Raw genomic sequence first — 19,936 nt, forward strand, 5'->3', positions numbered from 1 at the left:
GGTGTACCTGAAGTCGGTACGGTTCTGTCATCGCCAGAAGCGCTGACCAAGGAGCTGACATGGACACCCCCACCACCCAGACCATTCCCGCCGAGCGCATCAAGGAAGGCGTCGGATTCCAGGTGGTCAACGTCCTCAACCGGGAGGGTGAGTACGTCCGTCAGCTCCGGTGCTACGGCACCGAGGAGCAGGCCCGGGCCCGCGCGGAGATAGGCCTCCTGCACGACACGAACCCCCGTTGGCGGGTGCTCCGAAAGATCATCCTCGGCCACTGACCGTCCCGGCCCGGGGGAGACCCCGGGCACCCCGCCCCTCGCCCCTACTGACCTTCAGGAGCCCCCGTGAACGCCAACCGGATCGCCGAGGAGATCGCCCGCCTGTCGGCCCTCCTGCCGGAAGCCATCACCAGCGGCGATGACGTGGATGCCATCGTCGGCCACCTCGCCGACGCCCAGCGCGACCAGGCGAAGGCGCTCGACCAGATCGCCGAGATGACCGCCGCCAAGCCGCTTTTGGACCGCATCCTCCGCGAGACTCGCGGGTCGAACGTCCTTCGCACCCTTGGGCTCGTACCCGCCGCCCGCCCCGCCTGACCGCCTGTTGTGTCTGCCGCTCCTAACCGCGGAGGAGCGACATGCAGAACGACCGGCCAGATCCACCGATCTCGAAGGAGACCCCCGATGTCCGCCATCCGCGCCGCTGGCGCCCGACTGTCCGCCCACCTCGACCAGGTCGGTGCCGCCGCCCCGCATCCGCCCGCTGACGTGCTCGCCCAGCCGTTGACGTCCGCGACCGTCGCCGCCTACCCGGCCTACTACATCCTCGGCCCCGGCCGGGCTCAGGCCCAGGCCACGCAGTGCAGCCACGGCTACAACCTGACCGACTCCTGCCCCTGCTGCCCCTGACCGGTTGCTGCGTCTGGCGGCCCTACGGGGAGGGCCGCCTTGCGGAATGCCCGACCAGACCACCAACCCCCAACGATCTTCAGAGAGGCCCATCGTGAAGGCCAAGGACATCAAGCCCGGAGTCGTCTACGGTTTCCAGCGCGGACGCGGAGAGTACGCCACCATTCAGGCGATGGCGTTGCTCGCGCCTGCCGACGCGGATCACCTGTACCAGACGGCGAGCTACCACCGCCGACCCGGCGCCCCCGCGTTCACGAAGGCGATGCGGAGCAGCAAGCCCAAGAAAGGGCGGGGGTGGAATGAGGCCAGCGTTGGCTACCCAGCAGTGTTCGGACCGGCCGACGCCCTCGAAGGCTTCACCCTGGAACGCTTCGAAGCGGCGACGTCCCCCTACCCCGACAGCGAGAGCGGTGTCGAGTTTCGGGTGCTCACGTCGCTGACGGCAATCGTTGGCCCCTACGAGGAGGCCATGGCCGCCCACCAGCAGCGTTTGGACGCGGCGAACGAGGAACGGGACCGTGAGCAGCGCCGTCAGGCCGCAGCGCAGCAACGCGCCAAGAAGCTTGTCGAGGCCCTCGGCCAGGTCGGCGTCGTGGCGGATACGGACAGCAGCTACAACCCGACTGGGCTGACCGTCAGCCTCGACGAGGCGGACAAGCTGCTGGCGCTCCTCGCCGCCCAGAAGACGAACTGACCACCCCGCCCTCCCGCCCGCTCCGATCTTGAAGGAGTTTTGTTGAGCACCGAGACCACAACGCACGCCGGATGCCGGGTGTGTAGCCGTACGGACGTCCGACTCAAGGTGGACCAGACGCTCCGCATGCACGTCCGCGCCGACCTCAAAGGCGGCAACTCGTTCCTCCTCCCAGGAGGCAACCGCTGCTCCGGCGCCAGCCACCCGCCGAAGGGAGTCCTGGGCGCCTACACGAAGGCCGTCCTCGACGTCCTGGCCCCGCACTTCCCGGACCTCACCACCCCCATCACGGCCGAGGTGATCGGCGAGGCCATCCAGCAGCACCGCACCACCCCCTACGACACCTTCGAAGCGCTGCTGACCTCCACCGGCACCTGGCGGCTACGCCCCCACCAGGACATCCCCGGCCGGGTCCGCCTCGCCTGCTGGAAGGAACCGGACCGGGAGACCGATCAAGACCGGGACCGAGAGCAGGCCATCAACGCCCAGCTCGACGCGGTCAACGGGCTCCGCTAACCGGCTTCCGCACCCCGCTCTCCCCGTGTCTCTACAAGCCAGACGCGGTGAGCGTGCACATCCACTTCCCTCCGCTCGTAGGAAGAGAAACTGCGACCATGACAACGACTGTCCGCGTTCTGATCACCGTCGGCGACACCGCCCAGGTCGTAACGCCCCTGCACCCTGCTAAGGCGCCGCTACACGTCTCGGCGAGCCTGATCGCCAGCCAAGCCAGGCTGCCCGTGTCAGAGCTGCCCGGTAGGCAGTTCACCGTTGACTACCTCACCGAGGACAGCGCTGACGGTTTCACTCTGCTCAACGATCCTCGGCTTTGACTTTCCGTGGCCGTCCGCCGCCTACTCCGCGGCCGGGTCGGGCTTTGACCACTTCGTGCAGGGTGGCCCTTCTGATGTGCGCCACTCCGCACACGTCTGTCCAGTCGTCGCCCAGACGGCCTGCGGAGCGGTCCTTGCGGACTGTCGCGTAGGTGATGTCGAGCGCTTGCGCGACGTCCTGTTCATCAAGCAGGTCGTCGGGGTGCTCACCGCCTGAGGCCGGCCGTGGGGGCGGGGGGCGATCCGCCGCGAGCGCTTCGGCCTGTGCGCGGTCGAACAGCAGCTTTCGTCGGCTGGGTTCGAACGGCTGCAGCCCGAACGCCGCCCCGCCGCCCTTGTTGCGGAAGGTCTTGTAGCTCATTCCGAGGAGTTCGGCGACGCCTTCTGCGTCGGTCACCTCTGTTGCGCGGTCGTGGGGGATCACGACTGAAACTATACCGCACTTCTGTCTCTGTCGGAATTTAAGGGCGGGGTGAAAAATATTCGCCCTGGTCAATTTTCCTCTTCCTGTTGGGACAGAAGTGCGGTATAGTTTCAGATGTCGGCAAGGAGGTCGGAACTCCAAACCGACAGCAGGTTGAAAACTCAAGAGAGGAGAAAACGTGGAACACCACGACCCCCTGGACCACCTGGGGAGAATGCTGATGGCAAGCTACGTGCTCATCAGCAAGACCCTCGGATGGCTCCCCATCCCGATCGGGCTCCCCCCGATCGACGGAGAATGGGACGGGACGATCGCCGACGACGCGATCGACGCAGCCCGGATCTCCCTCCGGTACCTCCCCCTCGACGAGACGACCCAGTCCCTCCTGGTTCGCCTCCTCCTGGAATGGCTCACCGGACGGGCACTCTGGGAAGCGGCAGCAGCCCAAGAGGCACCACCGACCGCCTGGCAGTACGAGGCGATCGCGTACACGCTGACCCGCATCACCTCTCTCCACCAGGTCGTGGAACCCCGGCTCAGGTCCGACCAGGACTGAGCCACCCCGCCACCCCGGGCACCCAGCCCGGGGTGGCACCCCACATCTCCACTCTTGAGATCAACCCGCACCCGGCACAGCAAAGGGCCGGCGAGGCGGACCCCGAAGGGTCTTAATCGGAAGCCTCGCCGGCCCTCAGGTTGAAAACTCCACAGGGAGTCATCTCCATTCTAGAGGCGGACGGACACGCCACACTGGAGGCGTCCCTGCGGCTTGAGGAGCGTCCGTGACCGCTCACCCCGTCCCTGAGAACCACTCGATGTGGTGGCTGGTCCCACGCTCCTCCTGGCGCCGCCTCCACGCCGTCCCAGCAGCCGCTCTCAGCCCAGAGCGGTTGGCCGACGCGATCGATTGGGGCGGCCCGCTCACCCCCAGAACAGTCTGTGGAATCACCCCGGACCTGACCTACCCGGGGTTAGGCTCCCGCTACAGCCTTCCCCGGTGCGCCCACTGCTGCGTTGCCCTCGGCGTGCCGTCTGGCTACGGCACTCCCGTCAACGAGATGGAGAACCGCGTGGACAAGCTGGACGCCGCTGAACACTGGCTACGGGGCTACCTGGCAGGCAACGACGGCATGGCGCCCGAGGACCACCTCCTGAAAGCCGCCGCCGAAGCCGGGCACACCGTCGCCGCACTCAGGCACGTCAGGGATCGTCTCGGCGCCGTCTCCGACACCCTCAGCCCTGCCGCTGAATGGTCGAAGTGGTGGTGGCTACCCGAAGCCTCCTACTCGGCGGCCGATGCGAAACAGGTCGGTATCACTCGTACCAACTGGCCCTACGGCCCGGCCATCGACCTCCGAGCCCGAACCGCCATGGTGGCGTGGGCGAAAGAGAAAGGGCTCAGGCTGGCCACCCCGTCGGCTCCGCTTTGCCTGGCGTGGCTGGAAAACGGAAAGTGCCGGGGCTGCGGTAAGTACGACCACGACATGTTCCGCCTTGACCACGCGAGCGGCTGGACCAAAGACGGCGCCCCAGCAGTCATCGTGAACCATCCATACGACCTCGACGAGAACGATCTACGTCTCCTTTCCGACGCTGCGGACCGGCCAGGCCTGCACGTGAAGAGCCCAGGAGCAGGCTGGTACGGGCACTCCACGATCCAAGTCGAAGTCTGGAACTCGACCGTTTACGAGGAATGGAGGAAGCGCCGTTGACTGTGGATCCGTCGAAGGTCATCGACGGCATGAGCCCCGAGGAACGGCTCCTCGCCCTGGAGTACTTCGCTGGCCGAGACTGCGAGGAGTTCCTGTATGCCGCCGAGGAGGCCCGTAGGCGCTACCAGCGAGCAGGCGGTTACCGCGCTTCTGCACTGGAGCGCCACCCCGGCTCGTGGACGTACGACCCTGATGCCAGCGCCACCTACGTGTACCTGCATGGACCCATCCCGGACGGGGGAGTAGCCCGCTGCGTCCCGGTGGACGCCATGGTCAACCTCGACCTGGACGCCGACGGGCGCGTCATCGGCATCGAGATCCTCGCCGCCTGGCCACAAGCACCCAAGGAGGATCGTTGAGCCCAGAAGGAAGTCCCGACCGTCCACCAGTGACCGCGCAACCTGGGAGAATGGCTTCTCATGATTGCTTCCCCTCCCTCGTCCCGCGTGCACCCTGACGTGCCTGGGGTCGAACTCAACTATGGCCGGACCGGCACCTTCTACCTCATCGCCGGAGCCCCGCAACTCACCGCCGATCAACTCGTCGCGGTGGGCGAATGGCTAGTTCGGGTAGGGCGGGAAGAATCGGGCGCCTCGGGGCGCTAGAAGACGAAACGGCTCCCCGCCGCCTACGGGAAGCCGTCCGCCCACTTCGACTGCCCCGTCACCCTGCCTGATCACGAAGCCTCTCCTGCAAGAGTACGACCTCGGGGAGGCCTCAATGTCTGCATGGATTCACTCGGACCCCAACGCCGACGACGGCTACTGGCGAGACCACGGCATGCGGGAATGCGCCCGCGCCGACCGCTGCGCAGAGCCCCGCTTCGAGACCATCGACGGTAGAACCCACCGCCTCCCCGCCCTGACGCCGCGGCCGTACTGCGACGGCGACAGGGCCGTGATCCTCAACACCATCGAGGACCTCCCTGCCAAGTGGCGCCTCGTCCACGACGAACTCGGCGAGACCACCTCCTCCCCGAGCGACCCCGTGTCTAGTTCGAAGACTGCCCCTGTCCCGTTGTCGCTGAACGCCGACGAGCTGCTCCGCATGGCGCTGATGCTGCTGGTGTCCTGGGAGGAACGCGTCCGCGCCGTCGCCCACATGCGCCCCCTGGACAGCCAGACCTCCCGGCTCCGCCGCGACGAAGTCGCCCTGGACCAGGCGTGCCGGGTCCTTGCCGACCGGGTGGACGTCCTCCTGTCGCTGCCGCCAGAGCCGATGATGCGCATCGTGTCCATCCCCGAGGCCGCCACCATGCCCGCAGGAACGCTCGGCTGGGTTCACCACGTCGCCGGGTACGCCGAGGTGATGAGGCTCCTCGACGGCACCGACGCCGGCGCGGAACTGCTGTACCTGCACTGGCGGTGCCGCGCCATGCTCACCGACGTCAGCACCTCAGGCAAGCACCTGCCAGTGCCGTGCCGGTGCGGCTTCACGGAGCTGTACGAGATCCTCGACTGGAACGACCAGCCCGACGGGGCGAAATGCCGCGAGTGCGGGCGAGAGTACACCGACAACGAGTTCACGATCCTCCGCGGGGAGGCGTACATGGTCGCTGAAGTGCGCAAACAGAAGCTTCCCCCTGTCCCGAGGCGGGCTGCGGAGTATGCGGAGTTGAGCGGACGAGCCTGAACGTGCACGTTTCGGTCGGCCCTCAACTTGACGAATCGCCCGACCTGCGTGTATCAAATCAGTTGATCGTGCCATTTCCAGCCCTCGGCCAGTTTGTCCGAGGGCTTTCGCATGTCTGGGGGTGCCCCAGCATGTCTGATCCTCGGGAGCCCGTCACGATCCAGCAGGCCGCTCAACGCCTCGACAAGCCCGAACGGCGAGTTCGCACCTGGGCGTCCCGCTACCACGCCCGTCGCTGCCCGAAGCTCGGGAAAACGGCGTACTACGACTGGCACGACCTCAAGACGATCGCCCGTCAGATCTACCTGGGCGAGCCCGTGCCAGCGACTCCTGAGGGGCGTGACGAGATCCGAGCGACTTTTCGGGCGGCCTGACTCCTCTTGGCGCGGGTTACCAGTGTCGGTCTGCTCGTCGCCAGTTTCGCGGGACGAGCATTCGCTGCCCACGCATTTCTCGCTCGTCTAGGAGTTGCCAGACCGGGTACGCCGCATTTGTGCCGCCTGGAGGCGGTATTGGTCGCCAGCCGAGTCTCAAGTTGTCACATGCCTCCATGACCAGCAACTCCGCGTTGCGGATAGCGAAGCGTGATGCGGCTTTGCGGTCATGACGACGTATAAGCCAGACAGATTTGGAGCTGCCACCGGGGGCTGGAGTCAAGGTGCAACTCCACCACAGCACCAAACCTCGTCGCCGAAGGGCATCTAGTGCATCTCCCAGATGCTTATGTCTCGCGCTGGTTAGATTTCGCGCGAGCTCCGAAGGTTCACTCACCCCGGCACCGTATGGCTGAGGAGATAACTTCGATGCAGGTCAGCGCACCTTTTGCAACGACGAAGTAGAGGATCTCCCCGAACTTCGCGGTGTTTTCTGAGGCTTAAGACGCGCACCACCTGGCGGTGGGTGCGCTGCTCCGCGAGGCGACTTCCCCGTGCGCTTCGCGTTGAGCCCTGGCGGCTGGTTTGGGCGCGGCGGCCCGGCCAGCCGCCCCAAAACGCACGCCGTCTCGCAGCGGCGTGCCCGCGTGACGCAGAGCTGGAGTCCCCCGACGACACGCTCGCCACGCACGGTGCCGGTCCACCCTCCCTGGGGGGTGAGGGAGGACCGGCACCACCAACCTTCGCTCTTCGGCCTGGCTCCCTTGTCCACGGGGTCAGGAAGCCGGGCCGATCATCTCCGGGCGGGTGGCTGACAACCCGTACGCATGCGGTCTGAGACCGGCTGCCCGCCCGGCTCCAACCCCCAGGAGCACATGATGCCGAGCAGCCCGCCTAGCCGCCGCCCCTCCTTCTGGCGCCGCTATCTGGCCAGCCCGCTCAGAGTCCGGCTCTCCACCCCCTTCATCCCCGACCCCCTACGGGAGAGCGCCATGAAGCAGCACCCGCTCGCCGCCTTCATCGAGGCGCGCCTCGCAGAGGACGAACGGACGCTCCTCGAAGCGGGCGACACCGACCCGGCCCCGAACCACCAGCTCTACGTCCTGGACGACGACTACCGCCACAACCAGGTCGTCATCCCTACCTCTCGCGCACGCCGCGAACTCGAAGCTAAGCGGAAACTCCTCGCCGCTCACGCCCACATTCCAGGCGACGGCATCAACTTCACGTTCGCCGAACGAGACCGTGCCGAGGAGACGCTCTGCCTGCTCGCTCTGCCGTACTCCGACCACCCGGAGTACGCCGCTCTCGTCGGCCAGACGGACACCCGGTGACCGTCCTCCTCGCCAAAGTGGTGGAGACCTGCCCATCCATCCCCAGTCAGTGGGACGCCTGGACTACCGACGGCCAGTACCTCTACCTGCGCTACCGGTCCGGCATCGGCACGGTCGACGCCTACGACACCCCCGACTGGGAAACCTGGCCGGACGTCCCAGACGGGACGGTCGCACGCTTCGGGACCCCCAGCATGGACGGGCAGATCAGCCTGGACGAATTCCTCGCCGCGACCGGCCTGGAGCTGGCGCCTGACGCGGAGGTGACGCCATGGCCGGCCTGACTGTCGGCGCGTCCCCGTACCCTCAGCCTCGTGTCCTCGCCCGCTGCTCCACCCCGCCCGCCTCTGGTGTGGTACGGCTCCCGCCTGGCCTGGCTACAGGCATGGCGCCGTGGTGAGGTGCACTGGATGGCGTTGGTGTTCTACGCGGAGAACGACGGCAACCGCCCCTACGTCGTGGAGCGGTGGGCGACCGCTGACGAGATCACCAAGATCGACGGCGAGGACTACACCCGCGTCCCACGCATCATCTCCCCACCCGCTACCTGAACCGGGCGGGAGGCGCCGTGCACCTCCGCCACCGGTGGGAGGTCGTCGAGACCATCGGCAAGGTGGTCACCACACGCTGCGGGATCTGCGGCAGGACCCGCACTCGTGTTACTTGATCGCGGGGCCCGGGGATTGCTCCCCGGGCCGTAGCCCGATCTCCTACTCCTCCAGGGTGGCGAGGGCGGCGGCGATCGCCAGGTCCTTGTGGCTCCACGTGGTGCTCTCATCGCCCTGGATGCTGGTCAGGTCCGCCCTGTCGCACTCGATCCAGCACCCCTCGACGTCGAGGACCATGCGGGCGGCGTTGTGGTAGATCCGCCACCCGCCGTGGTCGCACGGTGCGACCTGCAGCTCGCCGATGTCCTCCAGGTCGGCGTAGGGGTCGGCCATCGGCTTCGGGCGGGCGTTCGCGGCGGCGTAGATGCTGCGCAGCTCGACGGGCAACAGGGTGCGGTAGTGGGTGGTGAAGAACTCGGTCCTGCTGCCCTCGTCCCAGCTGATCAGGGCGGCGATCATGGTGGCCTGCTGGGCGGTGGTGAGGGTCTCGGTCTCGGTCATTTCGTGCTCCCGGTGTGGTGTGGTGTCCCTGCCGACACCCATGACACTACCAAATTTGGTGGAGTGGACAAGCTGAATTTGGTCGAGTGGGGAAGGTGTTATCTAGCCGTGATCAAACCGGATTCGGGTTGACCGATCCACCAAATTTGGTAGTCTCGATGCATGACCGAGAGACGCGACAGGCACGACGTGGTCGGCTACGCGGAGATCATCGAACGCGCCAGCGCCGACTACGGCACGGACCTGGGCATGAACACGGTGCGCACCTGGGAGAAAGCCCGCCGCGACTGGGTCGCCAAGGGGCGCCCGACCCGCTCCGCCTCCCGCCCCCGCGAGACGCCCCTGCCCGACCCCGTCACCACCGTCAACGGAGTCCCCGCCTACTCCTGGGCGGAGGTCTCCGCCTGGCTGGTCGCCAGCGGACGCGTCACCCCACAGAAATAGCTCCACAGGGCCCCCGGGCCCGACCGCACCACCCATTCAGGGCCGTCCATCTGGACGGCCCTTTCGCATGCCCTTCAACCTCTGGAGCCCCGTGCCTGACCCCACGTACCTCGTCGCTGAGATCCGCACCATGCCGGAGGCCATAAACAGTCCCGGCTACCTCAACTTCTTGGCCTGGCTGGACACCCAGCACCTTGAATTGCAGGGCCACATCTACGAATGGGACAAGGCGGCAGAGCTGCCGCCGGGCGGCCGAGTGCACACCACCTACAAGACGCTCACCCTCTGGACCAACCCGATCCGAGGCACGGTCGCCGTCTACGACCTGGACGAGGACGGCAACCGGATCCCCAACGGGAACGGCGGCTACACCACCCACAACGAAGCGGTCACCCTGACCTCCCTGCCCAGCAACACAGGCACCATCAACGGCGACCCCACCTGAGACGGCGCCGCCCCGCTTCACCCCTTCAGGCGCGCCCCTCAGGGCGGCCTCCTTCTGCATGCCGGAGGTAGTTCATGAGCCGCGTCGACACGATCACGTGGCAGGCCCACGCCCGCGTTGAGAAATGGGACGACGAACAAGTCGCCTGGGTCAAGCGAGTGACCGGCATCGCAGTCCCCTCCGGAGACCTGCTCGCTGAACTCGTCGCTCCGTACGAAGTCGTCGATGCCCCCGGCAACCTGCTGACCACAGCCGGCCTGACCCGCTTGACGTCCCTACTGGCCGGTGGGGGAGGCCAAGCCGTCACCAGCACCGCCACTCGGCTCGGCGTGGGTGACGGCTCCACCACCGCCGTGGTGGCAGACACAGACCTGTCGGCCGCAGCTGGCTCCACTCACCGCTACTTCCAGGTCATGGACGCCACCTACCCGCAGGTAGCCGCAGGAGTGGTCACCTTCAAGGCGACCTACGACGGATCGACCGCAAACTTCGTCTGGTCGGAATGGGGCATCGACATCGGAACACCCACCGTGTCAGGCGGCACCACGGTCAACGCGACCCTGCTCAACCACAAGTCAGGGGCTGCTCTCGGAACGAAGGCCACCGGCACCTGGGCCTTGACCGCGACGATCACCATTTCGTAACTCCACCGCACCCGTTGCCAGCCCAGCCTCGACAGGAGGGCCATGGCCACGAGGCGCAACCTCTGCCTAAACCCAGCCCTGGACGTAGACACCACCGGTTGGAGTGGCGGCTCCGCCCCTACCCGCGTCACCGTCAGCGGGTTCGACCGAGCGAACGCCGCTGAGTACACCACCAGCGGCTCCTACTGCAGCACCGCGGCGACCGCCACCAACGCCGTCACCGTCGGCCTGTCGTACACGCTGTCCATCTACGCCCGCACCAGCGTCTTCAACGTCAACTCCGGCACCCTGTTTGTGGAGTGGGTCAACGGGTCAGGTGGCGGCTTCGGCTACCCGAGCTCTGGTTTCACCATGACGGCCAACACGGTGACCCGTTTGTCCATCACCGCGACCGCCCCGTCCGGTGCCGTCGCAGCCCGGCTGATCGTCGACGGTGTGAACTTCTCGATCAACCCGGCTGACTTCACAATGGCGCTGATCGAGGAAAGCGCCGACCTCGGCGCTTACTTCGACGGCAACACGGCAGGAGCGGCCTGGGACGGCACCCCTGGCCTGTCGTCCAGCACCCTCACCACAGACGGCACCACCACGGTCTCCAGCAGCGACACCAGCTCCACCGCTGAAACCACGTCCTTAACGGCCAGCTTGCCTGCCACGGACACAGCCAACACCGGAGAAACCACCAGCCTGGCTGCAACCGCCTCCGCCGCCGATGCCGGTACAGCCATAGACGCCGCCTTCGTCGGGCTGGAGTACACCGAGGCGGCCGTCGCCTCCGACGCCGCCTTCCTCGCCGCAGCGGCTTCGACAACAGACCTCGCGGTAGCGACCGAGACCGCCACTGTCACAGTGCTGATCACCACAACCGACACAGGCAAGATCACTGACGCTGCTTACGCCCTGCCTCCTGGCGCAGCCAGCCAACTCGCTCACCTCGGCGGAGCCCTCCTCGACACAGGCGTTCTGGGCGGATCTCTCATCTGAGAGGAGGCGGGTGTGGCACAGGCAGTGAACGTCACCCTCACCGAGGATGACGAGACCAGTCGAACCTTCCAACTCACCACCGGCGGAACCGCCCTCAACCTGTCCGCCGCCATAGTGACAGCCATCGTCAAGGCTTCACCCGCCGTCGAAGACAACGCCGCCTCAGGCGTCTACACCCTCACAGCAGGAGACGGCCTCGCCATCGTGGACGCAGCCGCCGGCACGGTCCGCCTCGACTGGCCTGCCGCAGTCACAGCCTCTCCAGGCTGGTGGTTCTACAAGATCCGCGTCACCCTGGCCGCCCAGACCGAAACGGCGATCCTGGGGTGGATCGCCATCTTGGACGCCTGACATGCCCAGGAAAGCCCTCACAGTGTGCTCCCGACCCGGCTGCGCTGAACTCACCCCAAACGGCCGATGCGCATCCTGCAAGGCAGAAGCCGAACAGCTACGCGGCACAGCCTCGCAGCGCGGCTACGGGCACGAGCACAGGGAACGGTTCCGCGTAGGAGTCCTCGGCCGGGAACCGTCATGCCGCCTCTGTGGTGCCCCTTCGGTGGCTGCAGATCATTGGCCAGCCGACCGCAAGGAACTGGTCCGCCGAGGCCTCGACCCCAACGACCCCAAGCACGGACGGGGGCTCTGTGCGGTCTGCCACAACCGGTCCACCAGCGTGCACCAGCCGGGAGGCTGGAATGCCCGCTAAGCAATCTTGCGTTTCCCCAGGTCACTGATATGCGACCTGCGGCGGAATCGATAGAACGATCATGAAGCGGAATCGTTCCTGCCCCTGCAACTGCCCATGCGAGGACGGCGGTTGCGAAGGTGGCCCCGAATGCATGGACCCCGACGAGGGCTACCCGTTGTGCACCCGAAGCGACGAAGAATCCCTACCCCCCGAGGAACCCCCATGGCCAGGCACAACGTCACCATCACCACACGCCACCGGGAACACCCCTGTGTCGAAGTCGACGGCCACGACATCAGCACAGGCCTCCGAAATATGAGCATCGAGATCGGCCTGGACGGCATCCCGCGAATCGAGGCAGAGATAGCCGCATCGGCCATCAACGTCGTCCGCCTCGACGCCGAAGATGCCGACGTCGTGGTGTCACTGCCACCCGGAGCGCACGAAGCACTCATCGCCCTCGGCTGGACACCGCCCGCCTCGCCCCGGATCGACAACCACAAGGCCAGCTCATCAGAGGATCCCGCGGCCCGCCTCCAGCTCGGCGCCAACACGGAACAGGGGCGCACATGAGTGACCATCTCCTCGCTGCCCTCCTCGACCCCCGCTTCCACCTGACAGGCGACGAAGACGGAGGCGTCAGCCTCGGCTGCTCCGACTGCTTCGACGGCGGCAAACCCCTCACTTACTACGACCCCCAAGGCCACGGCTACCCAGACCTCACCGTCCCTCAAGTAGCCAACCTCCCCGCCCTGTGGGAAACAGCAGCCCACCACCTCGCCGAAGCCCACACCACACAGACCCAACCGCCAACCACCCAGGCGAAACCACCACACAGCGTCACCACCCCTGGGGGGTGACCCCTCCCACCGCCCGCCAATAGAGGACCGCGGGGGAGGTCTCCGCCAGGTGCGGAGGGTTCAGACCTTCAGGCCCGGTCACGCAAGGTGACGGGCCGCCTGACGCCGCGCAACGCGGCGAGGGAGTAGTGATCACGCATGACGCGTGGAGGTGCCCGCAATCGTTCCGGCCCCCAGCCTGAGGAGCACTCTGGCCGCTCAGAGCGGCGCGGAGTAGTGTTCACGGCGCTGCCGGCCCAGGGCTATGAGGGCGAGGCTCCTGACTTCCCGCTGCCTCTCGCGACCGCGCGAGAGGTCGAGGTGTGGGACGAGGTGTGGCGGACGCCGCAGGCTGAGGCTTGGTCGGTGCAGCCGTGGAGGTGGCGGGCGGTCGCGCTGTACGTGCGCTGGTCCGTCCGCATGGAGGCCGAGGACGCGTCGGCCTCTCTGGGGCAGGTCGTCATCCGGTACGCAGACCAGATCGGACTCACCCCCGCGGGGCTGAAGGAGAACGGCTGGAAGATCGCTGAGGACGAGCTGGCGTCGAAGCGCCGCGAAGCCAGCGACGACTTCGAGGACGACGGTGGCGAGGACGTGCGTTCCCGGCTGACTGTTGTGTCCCGTGGCGCCGGCGGCTGACCGGTACGTCGTCGACTTCCCGACCCTGTGGATTGTCCCGGCGTGGACTCAGCGGCACTGCATCGTCCCTGACGGCTTCTCCAAGGGAAAGGCGTTCCGGAGCTACGACTGGCAGCTGTGGTGCACCCTGAATCACTACCGGGTCAGGTCCAATGCGAAGGCGTACGACAGGAACGGTGTCCCCACTCGTGGTGCGGCGTTCTTCTACCGCCGGTCACAGGTCATCGCCCCGCAGAAGACCGGCAAGGGTCCATGGTCGGCGACGATCGTGTGCGCTGAGGCGGTCGGGCCTGTCCTGTTCGCGGGCTGGGCCGAAGGCGGCGAGGTCTACGCGTGCGCTGATCACGGATGCGGGTGTGGGTGGCGGTACCGCTACCAGCCGGGCGAGCCGATGGGGATGCCGTGGCCGACGCCGCTCATCCAACTGCTGGCCACCTCCGAGGACCAGGTCGACAACGTTTACCGGCCGCTTCAGGCGATGGCGCGAGGGCCGAGGCTGTCGGGGCTGATGCTCGTCCGTGAAGGCTTCATCAGGCTGCCAAACGACGGGATCATCGAGGTCGTCACCTCAAGTGCGATGTCCCGCCTCGGAAACCCGCTGATCTTCTGCTTGCAGGACGAATCTCAGCTGTACAACCAGACGAACAAGCTGGTGAAGGTCGCCGAGACGATGCGACGCGGTGCGGCTGGCATGGGTGGCCGGTCGATGGAGACGACGAACTGCTTCGACCCGGCCGAGCAGTCCACGGCGCAGCGGACGTTCGAGGGCAAGGCGAAGGACGTCTTCCGCTTCTACGAGCCGCCACCGGCGAACCTGTCGTTCGGGAACAAGGCCGAACGGCGGAAGATCCTGCGGTTCAACTACTCGGGTTCTCCGCACGCGAGCGTTGACATGATCGAGGCTGAGTGCGCTGAGCTGTCGGAGACCGATCCGGCGCAGGCAGAGCGGTTCTTCGGCAACCGGATCGTGTACGGGCGCGGCTCCTGGATGGACGGCGACATCTGGGACGCACGCGCCAAGCCACGCGAAGTCCCCGACGGGTCGCTGATCGTGCTTGGCATGGACGGGTCCGACAGCGACGACTGGACCGGCATCCGGGCTGAGACCGCGGACGGCTACCAGTTCACGCCCACGTTCGGGCCGGACAAACAGCCAACCATCTGGGATCCCGCCGAGTACGGCGGACAGGTCCCCCGTCTTGAAGTGGCTGCGGCGTTCGACGAACTGATGGCCAGATACAAGGTGGTTCGCGCCTACATAGACCCGCCCGGCTGGACCTCGGAGATCGACGCGTGGGCGGAGCAGTACGGCGACAAGGTCGTCATCCGGTGGGCGACCTACCGCATTGTGCAGATGCACGCCGCCAACGAGCGGCTCCTGACCGACGTCAACAAGTCCGACAGTGGATTCACCCACGATGGTTGCCCGCAGACCGCGATCCAGATCCGCAACGCTCGCAAGGCGCCGCGGCCCGGGGAACGGTATGTGCTGGCCAAACCGTCTCAAGGGCAGAAGATCGACCTCACCGTCAGTTCCGTCCTCACCCACGAAGCCGCCGGTGACGCAACCGCCGCTGGCCTGTTCACCATTCAGAAGCCCGCCGAGAACCTGCTCTATACGGCGTCATCGACACGACGGAGGTGACGCCCGGTGGCTATGCCTCTGCCGGTCCAGGACGGGCCCAGTACGGACGAAGCGCGCCGCGCGGTTGGGGTGCTGAACCGTCTCGCTGACGAGCTTCGCCGCCGGGAGCCGGAGACGACGCGGCGGCTGGACTACTACAAGGGCAAGCACAAGCTCTGCTATGCGTCGCCCGAGTTCAGGGACTACTTCGCCGACCGGTTCAAGGGCTTCTCCGACAACTGGACGGCACCGGTGGCCGCAGCCCCGGCCGAGCGGATGAACGTACTCGGCATCCGGCTCGACCCGGACGAGCGAAACGCGGACAAGGAACTGTCGGAGGCGTGGAAGGTCGCCGACTGTGAGCGCGGCTCTTCTGAGGCGTTCGTCGTCACGCTGGCCGCAGCCCGCTCCTACTGTCTCGTGTGGGGGACTGAGGACGATGAGCCTCGGGTGACATGGGAGCGGCCAGACCAGGCGATCGTCGGCTACGACAGCGACACCGGGCAGGCCAAGGCCGCGTTGAAGCTGTGGGCCGACGACACCCGCGAGTACGCCACCCTGTACGAGAAGTTCTTCGTCTGGAAGTTCTCCCGGCCTCGGTACGCGCGTACCGGGTACAGCGTGTCAGGGCTGATCGTCCCGGCCGGTTCGGACACGGTCCGCTCTGCGGGGCCTGAAGGTTGGGTGCCGCGGCAGGGAGACAACGACGACACCTGGCCGCTGCCGAACCCGCTACAGCGCGTCCCCATGGTCGAGTTGCGCAACCAGACGCTCCTCGACGATGACCCGCTTAGCGACATCGCCGGCGTGATGGCGATGCAGGACGCCATCAACCTGATCTGGGCGTACCTGATGAACGCCCTTGACTTCGCGAGTCTGCCCCAGCGGGTCGTGATGGGCGCCGAAGTGCCCAAGGTGCCGATCCTCGACACCAACGGCCAGAAGGTTGGCGAACGGCCGATCGAGTTGGACACGCTTATCAACGAGCGGATCCTGTGGCTGACTGGCGACGCGAAGATTGGTTCCTGGCCGGCGGCGGACCTGGCCGCGTACTCCGACGTGATCGAGCGGGCGATTGAGCACATCGCCGCTCAGACCCGTACCCCGCCGCACTACTTGATCGGCAAGGTCGCCAACCTCGCCGCTGAGGCGCTGACCGCGGCCGAGACCGGTCTGGTTTCCAAAACGGGCGAGCGGATCGTGTACGTTAACTCCGGCATCCGCGAGATTCACTCCCTGATGGCCCTCGCCATGAACCAAGAGGAGAAGGCGCGGGCGTGCCGCCGCGGCACCGTCATGTGGGCCGATACCCAGTTCCGGGCGCTTGGGCAAAAGGTTGACGCGCTACAGAAGCTGAAGGCGATGGGCTTTCCGCTTCGGTGGCTTGCCGAGCAATACGGGCTGGAACCACCTGAGGTGGACCGGGTCATGGCGATGGCGCTGGAGCAGGCCGAGATGGACCCGATGAACATGATGATGAACGGCAGCACTGCTGCCGGGTCGTCGTCTACACCACCCGATGAGGGTCTTCCTGCTGCCGAACCGGAAACGGTCGCTGTTGGGGGGTAGGCCATGGCCACCCCCGACGAGATCGCGTTTAGCTACCAACGCCAGCAGAAACGCATCCAGACCGCAACGATCGCCGCGGTGATCGGGTTGTGGCGGCGGCTTGCCCAAGACGCGCTGACGGCTTCATGGACCGCCGGTATCGGCCAGTCGATTGTGGACACGGTCACGCAGGCTCAGGTCCAAGCGGCGGCGCAGGCGCCGGTGTACCTGGAGGAACTCGCTGCGGCGCAGGGGGTGCTGTCCGACGCCGCACAGCTCGTTCCTGAGGCATTCGGCGGTATCGCGTCGGACGGCCGGCCGTTGGACACGCTGCTGTATCTGCCGGTGATCCTGTTTAAGCGGCTCCTGTCGACTGGCAAGCATCCGCAGGAGGCGATGGTGCAGGCCACGAACTTCCTGGCCGCTATCACCGCCACGCAGGTCGCCGACGCCGGTAGGGGAGCAGTCAACGTCGGTGTCACCGCCACCCGTAGCTGGGTGACCTATGTGCGGGTCGTCAGCCTGCCTGCGTGCGCGCGGTGCATCATCTTGGCTGGCCGCGAGTATTCCTGGAGCACTGGGTTTCAGCGGCATCCGGCGTGCGACTGTGAGATGCGGCCCCTGACCAAGGACGATCCTCGCCCGCCGGCCCCGGATGATCTGTTCGCGCAGATGACCGAAGAGGAGCAGAACCGGAGGTTCGGCAAAGGCGCCGCTGACGCTATCCGGCTTGGCGGCGACATGGCGCAGGTCGTCAACGCCCGCCGTGGGATGCGGACCGCCGCAGGCGGCCGGCGGGTCACGACCGAGGGCACCACAGTGCGCGGTCTCGCTGGTAAGAAGCTTGGGAACCTTCAGAAGACGCCAGGTCAGCACTACCGGCGGAGCCAGACGGTGCGTCCGATGCCTGAGCAGCTCATCGCTGACGCGGACGGGGACCGGGACCTCGCGATCCAACTCCTGGAGCGATTCGGCTACTTGGACGCTGCCAGTAGGCGACGCTCCGAGGCCGCTCAAGCCCGGATCGTGGAAGACGCCGAGGCGGAGCGGCTGGCCCGCGAGGCCGCTCAGGAAGCCGCCCAGGAGGCAGCTCGGGCCGCAGCGCGGAAGGCTGAGGAGGAACGCCAGGCGCAGGCTGCTGCCGCCGTGGCTAAGGCGCTGGCCGAAGAGGCCGCGAGGCGAGAAGCCGAAACGAAAGCCCGAGCCGAAGCAGAGGCGAAGGCCGAGGCGGAGCGGAAGACACGCGAAGAGGAAGCCGCCCGCAAGGCCGCCGAAGCGAAAGCCCGGGCAGAGGCGGAAGCTGAAGCCCGCGAGGCGGCGCGACGAGCGGTTGAGATCGCCCGGATCGACGCCGGTGAAGTCCCAGTCGGCGCCCGTCCTTACCACCGCACCATCGTGGGCCTTGAAGACCTGGCGAAGGCGGTGGAGGACGGCTTCCCGCCACTGGAACGAAAGGTGCTGACCGGCGGCGAATCGGCTCTCACGGAGCTGATCACCCTCAAGGGCGGCATGAAGGTCATTCGCAAGTCCGGCGGCGTGCTGCAGGACGCGAATGACGCCGAGCAGGCAGCCTCCCTGGTTGGCCGCGCACTCGGCGTTCGTGCACCCCGCATCTACCGCAACGACCCTGACGGCATCTACATGGAGTACGTCGGCGACGCCCTCACTGCTGACGATCTCAGCGAGAACCACCCAGACGAATGGCAGGCACGCAGGCGAGCAGCCCTCGACCACGATGACGGCAACCTCGTCGGCCTGCTTGACGTCTTGATCGCCAACAGCGACCGCAACATGGGCAACTGGATGCTCACCGACGACGGGCACACCATCCCGATCGACCACGGGCACGCCTTCGCCGTCTCCCACGACTACGGCGAAACGTACGTCGACGTCCCCGCAGGGCCCGTCCAGAAACTCGCCGGGCTGGGACCGTTTGCCGAGCTATACACCATCGGGTCGAATCCGCTCACGGCGGCTGACATCGTCGAGGCCCGGCAGCGACTGGAAGAACTGGCCGCGGACTTTGACCTCCTCGGGCGCCGCAACTGGCTGGACTACTCGCTGGGCGTCCTCGACCTGATCGCTCCAGAGGCGTCGGGCTACAGCAACTCGATTGCGAAGTCCAGCAGCGGAGAAGAGGAACACTCCGCCGAGGAGAAGACTCCCGCCGCGCTTGGCATGCGGCATGGCCTCCGCCACCACAGCAACGAGGACGGCCTGGACTGGGCGCGCGAGCACCTGCCCCTACCGGACCTCACCGACGCTGAGAAGCGAGCCGTGTACCGCTACACGGAGGAAGCGTACGAGTTCGTCAATGCTGGCCTGCGTGGTCAGCCGATCCGCATGGACCGCCGAGACCAATACGCTCAAATTCTCGAAGGTCTCGACAACGCCTTCGAGAAGACCACACTTCCCGAGGCCGTGGTGCTTCATCGGGGAGCCCGCAAAGCGTTCGTGGACTTCCTCGGTGCGAACGTCAACAACCCCGAGTCCATGCAGGCGCTTGTCGGTAAGACATTCGTCGAAAAGGGATTCATGTCCACCTCGGTGGGGGAGTCCGCCGCTCTGCCCGGCCAGGTCTACATGATGATCCGAGCGCCCAAGGGCTATCCGGCGATGAACGTCATGGAGGCCTCCGAGGCGGAAGAAGACGAGCGTGAGATTCTGCTTCGACGTGGCGCACACTACGTTGTGCACGCCGCCTATCAGAGGAAAAATGCGTGGTTCCTTGAGATGGAGATCGTCCCGGACGACTGGCAACGGCCAGACGACTGGACGCCAGATCCATATGGCAACGCCGACGAGGGATACACAGAGCAGGGGAAGCCGAAGTGACCGAACGTCGTAGGCCCTACGGCCGGTGGGCAGACGATCCACAGCCTGCCAATGTGGATAGCTCACTGGGCTACTCCGCAGAGGCGACAGGCCCCGTACGGCGGGCGGCGCTTTACACCGGTGATGTCCTACTCGGCCATGTTTGGACAGATGACCTAGAAGCGGCTGGGTTCCTGCCCTCCAGCCAGGCCGGAGCCGCTGGGGTGCGGGCGGGCGCTACAGTCTGGCG

General features: G+C 66.5%; 26 protein-coding genes. 24 read left to right on the forward strand and 2 right to left on the reverse strand.

Going from position 1 to position 19,936, the window contains the following annotated elements; genetic code table 11:
• The first annotated feature begins 59 nt into the window (after positions 1-59).
• The 6 genes from ACFYY8_RS31445 to ACFYY8_RS31470 all read left to right on the forward strand — a co-directional run bounded on the left by ACFYY8_RS31445 (position 60) and on the right by ACFYY8_RS31470 (position 2,432).
• The gene (locus ACFYY8_RS31445) at positions 60-275 is read left to right on the forward strand and encodes a hypothetical protein (protein ID WP_390047192.1); all 216 of its coding nucleotides are present in this window, start codon (positions 60-62) and stop codon (positions 273-275) included.
• Positions 276-341: 66 nt separating this feature from the next.
• Positions 342-593: a hypothetical protein gene (locus tag ACFYY8_RS31450; protein ID WP_390047194.1), complete on the forward strand. Its 252-nt coding sequence runs from the start codon at positions 342-344 to the stop codon at positions 591-593.
• A gap of 87 nt (positions 594-680) precedes the next feature.
• A complete protein-coding gene (locus ACFYY8_RS31455) occupies positions 681-905 on the forward strand; it encodes a hypothetical protein (RefSeq protein ID WP_390047196.1) in 225 nt (74 codons plus the stop codon).
• Between the two features lie 94 nt (positions 906-999).
• Positions 1,000-1,599: a hypothetical protein gene (locus ACFYY8_RS31460; RefSeq protein ID WP_390047198.1), complete on the forward strand. Its 600-nt coding sequence runs from the start codon at positions 1,000-1,002 to the stop codon at positions 1,597-1,599.
• A gap of 42 nt (positions 1,600-1,641) precedes the next feature.
• On the forward strand, positions 1,642-2,115 hold the full coding sequence (locus tag ACFYY8_RS31465; RefSeq protein WP_390047200.1) for a hypothetical protein: 474 nt from the start codon (positions 1,642-1,644) through the stop codon (positions 2,113-2,115).
• Positions 2,116-2,213: 98 nt separating this feature from the next.
• On the forward strand, positions 2,214-2,432 hold the full coding sequence (locus tag ACFYY8_RS31470) for a hypothetical protein (protein ID WP_390047202.1): 219 nt from the start codon (positions 2,214-2,216) through the stop codon (positions 2,430-2,432).
• Here the strand turns inward: ACFYY8_RS31470 and ACFYY8_RS31475 are convergent.
• Positions 2,413-2,856 carry a hypothetical protein gene (locus ACFYY8_RS31475; RefSeq protein ID WP_390047203.1) on the reverse strand — a complete coding sequence of 148 codons (444 nt, stop codon included), beginning with the start codon at positions 2,854-2,856 and terminating at the stop codon, positions 2,413-2,415. The genes ACFYY8_RS31470 and ACFYY8_RS31475 overlap by 20 nt on opposite strands.
• Positions 2,857-3,034: 178 nt before the next feature.
• Here ACFYY8_RS31475 and ACFYY8_RS31480 point away from each other — a divergent pair, with 178 nt between their 5' ends.
• The 8 genes from ACFYY8_RS31480 to ACFYY8_RS31515 all read left to right on the forward strand — a co-directional run bounded on the left by ACFYY8_RS31480 (position 3,035) and on the right by ACFYY8_RS31515 (position 8,459).
• Positions 3,035-3,412 (forward strand): hypothetical protein, encoded by a 378-nt coding sequence (locus ACFYY8_RS31480; protein ID WP_390047205.1) that lies wholly within the window; start codon positions 3,035-3,037, stop codon positions 3,410-3,412.
• 514 nt (positions 3,413-3,926) lie between these two features.
• Positions 3,927-4,568, forward strand: a complete 642-nt coding sequence (locus ACFYY8_RS31485; protein ID WP_390047207.1) for a hypothetical protein — start codon at positions 3,927-3,929, stop codon at positions 4,566-4,568.
• A 2-nt stretch (positions 4,569-4,570) separates the two neighbouring features.
• A complete protein-coding gene (locus ACFYY8_RS31490; RefSeq protein WP_390047397.1) occupies positions 4,571-4,927 on the forward strand; it encodes a DUF2283 domain-containing protein in 357 nt (118 codons plus the stop codon).
• Between the two features lie 361 nt (positions 4,928-5,288).
• Positions 5,289-6,200, forward strand: coding sequence for a hypothetical protein (locus ACFYY8_RS31495; RefSeq protein ID WP_390047209.1), 912 nt, complete (start codon positions 5,289-5,291; stop codon positions 6,198-6,200).
• A 131-nt stretch (positions 6,201-6,331) separates the two neighbouring features.
• A complete protein-coding gene (locus ACFYY8_RS31500; RefSeq protein WP_390047212.1) occupies positions 6,332-6,574 on the forward strand; it encodes a hypothetical protein in 243 nt (80 codons plus the stop codon).
• 827 nt (positions 6,575-7,401) lie between these two features.
• Entirely contained in the window at positions 7,402-7,908 is a 507-nt protein-coding gene (locus ACFYY8_RS31505; RefSeq protein ID WP_390047214.1) for a DUF6221 family protein, read from the forward strand.
• Positions 7,905-8,192, forward strand: a complete 288-nt coding sequence (locus ACFYY8_RS31510; protein ID WP_390047216.1) for a hypothetical protein — start codon at positions 7,905-7,907, stop codon at positions 8,190-8,192. The genes ACFYY8_RS31505 and ACFYY8_RS31510 overlap by 4 nt, the downstream gene beginning before the upstream one ends.
• Before the next feature lie 30 nt (positions 8,193-8,222).
• Positions 8,223-8,459, forward strand: a complete 237-nt coding sequence (locus tag ACFYY8_RS31515) for a hypothetical protein (RefSeq protein WP_390047218.1) — start codon at positions 8,223-8,225, stop codon at positions 8,457-8,459.
• 159 nt (positions 8,460-8,618) lie between these two features.
• Here the strand turns inward: ACFYY8_RS31515 and ACFYY8_RS31520 are convergent, their stop codons facing one another.
• The gene (locus tag ACFYY8_RS31520; protein WP_390047220.1) at positions 8,619-9,017 is read right to left on the reverse strand and encodes a hypothetical protein; all 399 of its coding nucleotides are present in this window, start codon (positions 9,015-9,017) and stop codon (positions 8,619-8,621) included.
• A gap of 162 nt (positions 9,018-9,179) precedes the next feature.
• On the opposite strand from ACFYY8_RS31520, the gene ACFYY8_RS31525 reads away from it, so the two are divergent.
• The 10 genes from ACFYY8_RS31525 to ACFYY8_RS31570 all read left to right on the forward strand — a co-directional run bounded on the left by ACFYY8_RS31525 (position 9,180) and on the right by ACFYY8_RS31570 (position 19,707).
• Positions 9,180-9,461, forward strand: coding sequence for a hypothetical protein (locus ACFYY8_RS31525; RefSeq protein ID WP_390047222.1), 282 nt, complete (start codon positions 9,180-9,182; stop codon positions 9,459-9,461).
• Between the two features lie 91 nt (positions 9,462-9,552).
• Positions 9,553-9,906 (forward strand): hypothetical protein, encoded by a 354-nt coding sequence (locus ACFYY8_RS31530; protein WP_390047224.1) that lies wholly within the window; start codon positions 9,553-9,555, stop codon positions 9,904-9,906.
• 74 nt (positions 9,907-9,980) lie between these two features.
• Entirely contained in the window at positions 9,981-10,550 is a 570-nt protein-coding gene (locus tag ACFYY8_RS31535) for a hypothetical protein (RefSeq protein ID WP_390047226.1), read from the forward strand.
• A gap of 42 nt (positions 10,551-10,592) precedes the next feature.
• Positions 10,593-11,534 (forward strand): hypothetical protein, encoded by a 942-nt coding sequence (locus tag ACFYY8_RS31540; protein ID WP_390047228.1) that lies wholly within the window; start codon positions 10,593-10,595, stop codon positions 11,532-11,534.
• A gap of 12 nt (positions 11,535-11,546) precedes the next feature.
• Positions 11,547-11,885 carry a hypothetical protein gene (locus ACFYY8_RS31545; protein ID WP_390047230.1) on the forward strand — a complete coding sequence of 113 codons (339 nt, stop codon included), beginning with the start codon at positions 11,547-11,549 and terminating at the stop codon, positions 11,883-11,885.
• A gap of 559 nt (positions 11,886-12,444) precedes the next feature.
• The gene (locus ACFYY8_RS31550; RefSeq protein WP_390047232.1) at positions 12,445-12,795 is read left to right on the forward strand and encodes a hypothetical protein; all 351 of its coding nucleotides are present in this window, start codon (positions 12,445-12,447) and stop codon (positions 12,793-12,795) included.
• Positions 12,796-13,298: 503 nt separating this feature from the next.
• Positions 13,299-13,700 carry a hypothetical protein gene (locus ACFYY8_RS31555; protein WP_390047234.1) on the forward strand — a complete coding sequence of 134 codons (402 nt, stop codon included), beginning with the start codon at positions 13,299-13,301 and terminating at the stop codon, positions 13,698-13,700.
• Complete coding sequence (locus tag ACFYY8_RS31560; protein WP_390047236.1) at positions 13,684-15,345, forward strand: hypothetical protein; 1,662 nt, start codon at positions 13,684-13,686, stop codon at positions 15,343-15,345. The genes ACFYY8_RS31555 and ACFYY8_RS31560 overlap by 17 nt, the downstream gene beginning before the upstream one ends.
• Before the next feature lie 12 nt (positions 15,346-15,357).
• Positions 15,358-16,893: a phage portal protein gene (locus ACFYY8_RS31565; RefSeq protein ID WP_390047399.1), complete on the forward strand. Its 1,536-nt coding sequence runs from the start codon at positions 15,358-15,360 to the stop codon at positions 16,891-16,893.
• 3 nt (positions 16,894-16,896) lie between these two features.
• Positions 16,897-19,707 carry an ADP-ribosyltransferase gene (locus ACFYY8_RS31570; RefSeq protein WP_390047240.1) on the forward strand — a complete coding sequence of 937 codons (2,811 nt, stop codon included), beginning with the start codon at positions 16,897-16,899 and terminating at the stop codon, positions 19,705-19,707.
• Positions 19,708-19,936: the final 229 nt, after the last annotated feature.

This window comes from Streptosporangium sp. NPDC001559, from assembly GCF_042893955.1.
Taxonomy (GTDB): Bacteria; Actinomycetota; Actinomycetes; order Streptosporangiales; family Streptosporangiaceae; genus Streptosporangium.

Coding starts and splice junctions, on each gene's coding strand:
- ACFYY8_RS31445 (WP_390047192.1), top strand. CDS start 60: ATGGACACCCCCACCACCCAGACCATTCCCGCCGAGCGCATCAAGGAA.
- ACFYY8_RS31455 (WP_390047196.1), top strand. CDS start 681: ATGTCCGCCATCCGCGCCGCTGGCGCCCGACTGTCCGCCCACCTCGAC.
- ACFYY8_RS31470 (WP_390047202.1), top strand. CDS start 2,214: ATGACAACGACTGTCCGCGTTCTGATCACCGTCGGCGACACCGCCCAG.
- ACFYY8_RS31495 (WP_390047209.1), top strand. CDS start 5,289: ATGTCTGCATGGATTCACTCGGACCCCAACGCCGACGACGGCTACTGG.
- ACFYY8_RS31500 (WP_390047212.1), top strand. CDS start 6,332: ATGTCTGATCCTCGGGAGCCCGTCACGATCCAGCAGGCCGCTCAACGC.
- ACFYY8_RS31505 (WP_390047214.1), top strand. CDS start 7,402: ATGCGGTCTGAGACCGGCTGCCCGCCCGGCTCCAACCCCCAGGAGCAC.
- ACFYY8_RS31520 (WP_390047220.1), bottom strand. CDS start 9,017: ATGACCGAGACCGAGACCCTCACCACCGCCCAGCAGGCCACCATGATC.
- ACFYY8_RS31525 (WP_390047222.1), top strand. CDS start 9,180: ATGACCGAGAGACGCGACAGGCACGACGTGGTCGGCTACGCGGAGATC.
- ACFYY8_RS31535 (WP_390047226.1), top strand. CDS start 9,981: ATGAGCCGCGTCGACACGATCACGTGGCAGGCCCACGCCCGCGTTGAG.
- ACFYY8_RS31540 (WP_390047228.1), top strand. CDS start 10,593: ATGGCCACGAGGCGCAACCTCTGCCTAAACCCAGCCCTGGACGTAGAC.
- ACFYY8_RS31550 (WP_390047232.1), top strand. CDS start 12,445: ATGGCCAGGCACAACGTCACCATCACCACACGCCACCGGGAACACCCC.
- ACFYY8_RS31565 (WP_390047399.1), top strand. CDS start 15,358: ATGCCTCTGCCGGTCCAGGACGGGCCCAGTACGGACGAAGCGCGCCGC.
- ACFYY8_RS31570 (WP_390047240.1), top strand. CDS start 16,897: ATGGCCACCCCCGACGAGATCGCGTTTAGCTACCAACGCCAGCAGAAA.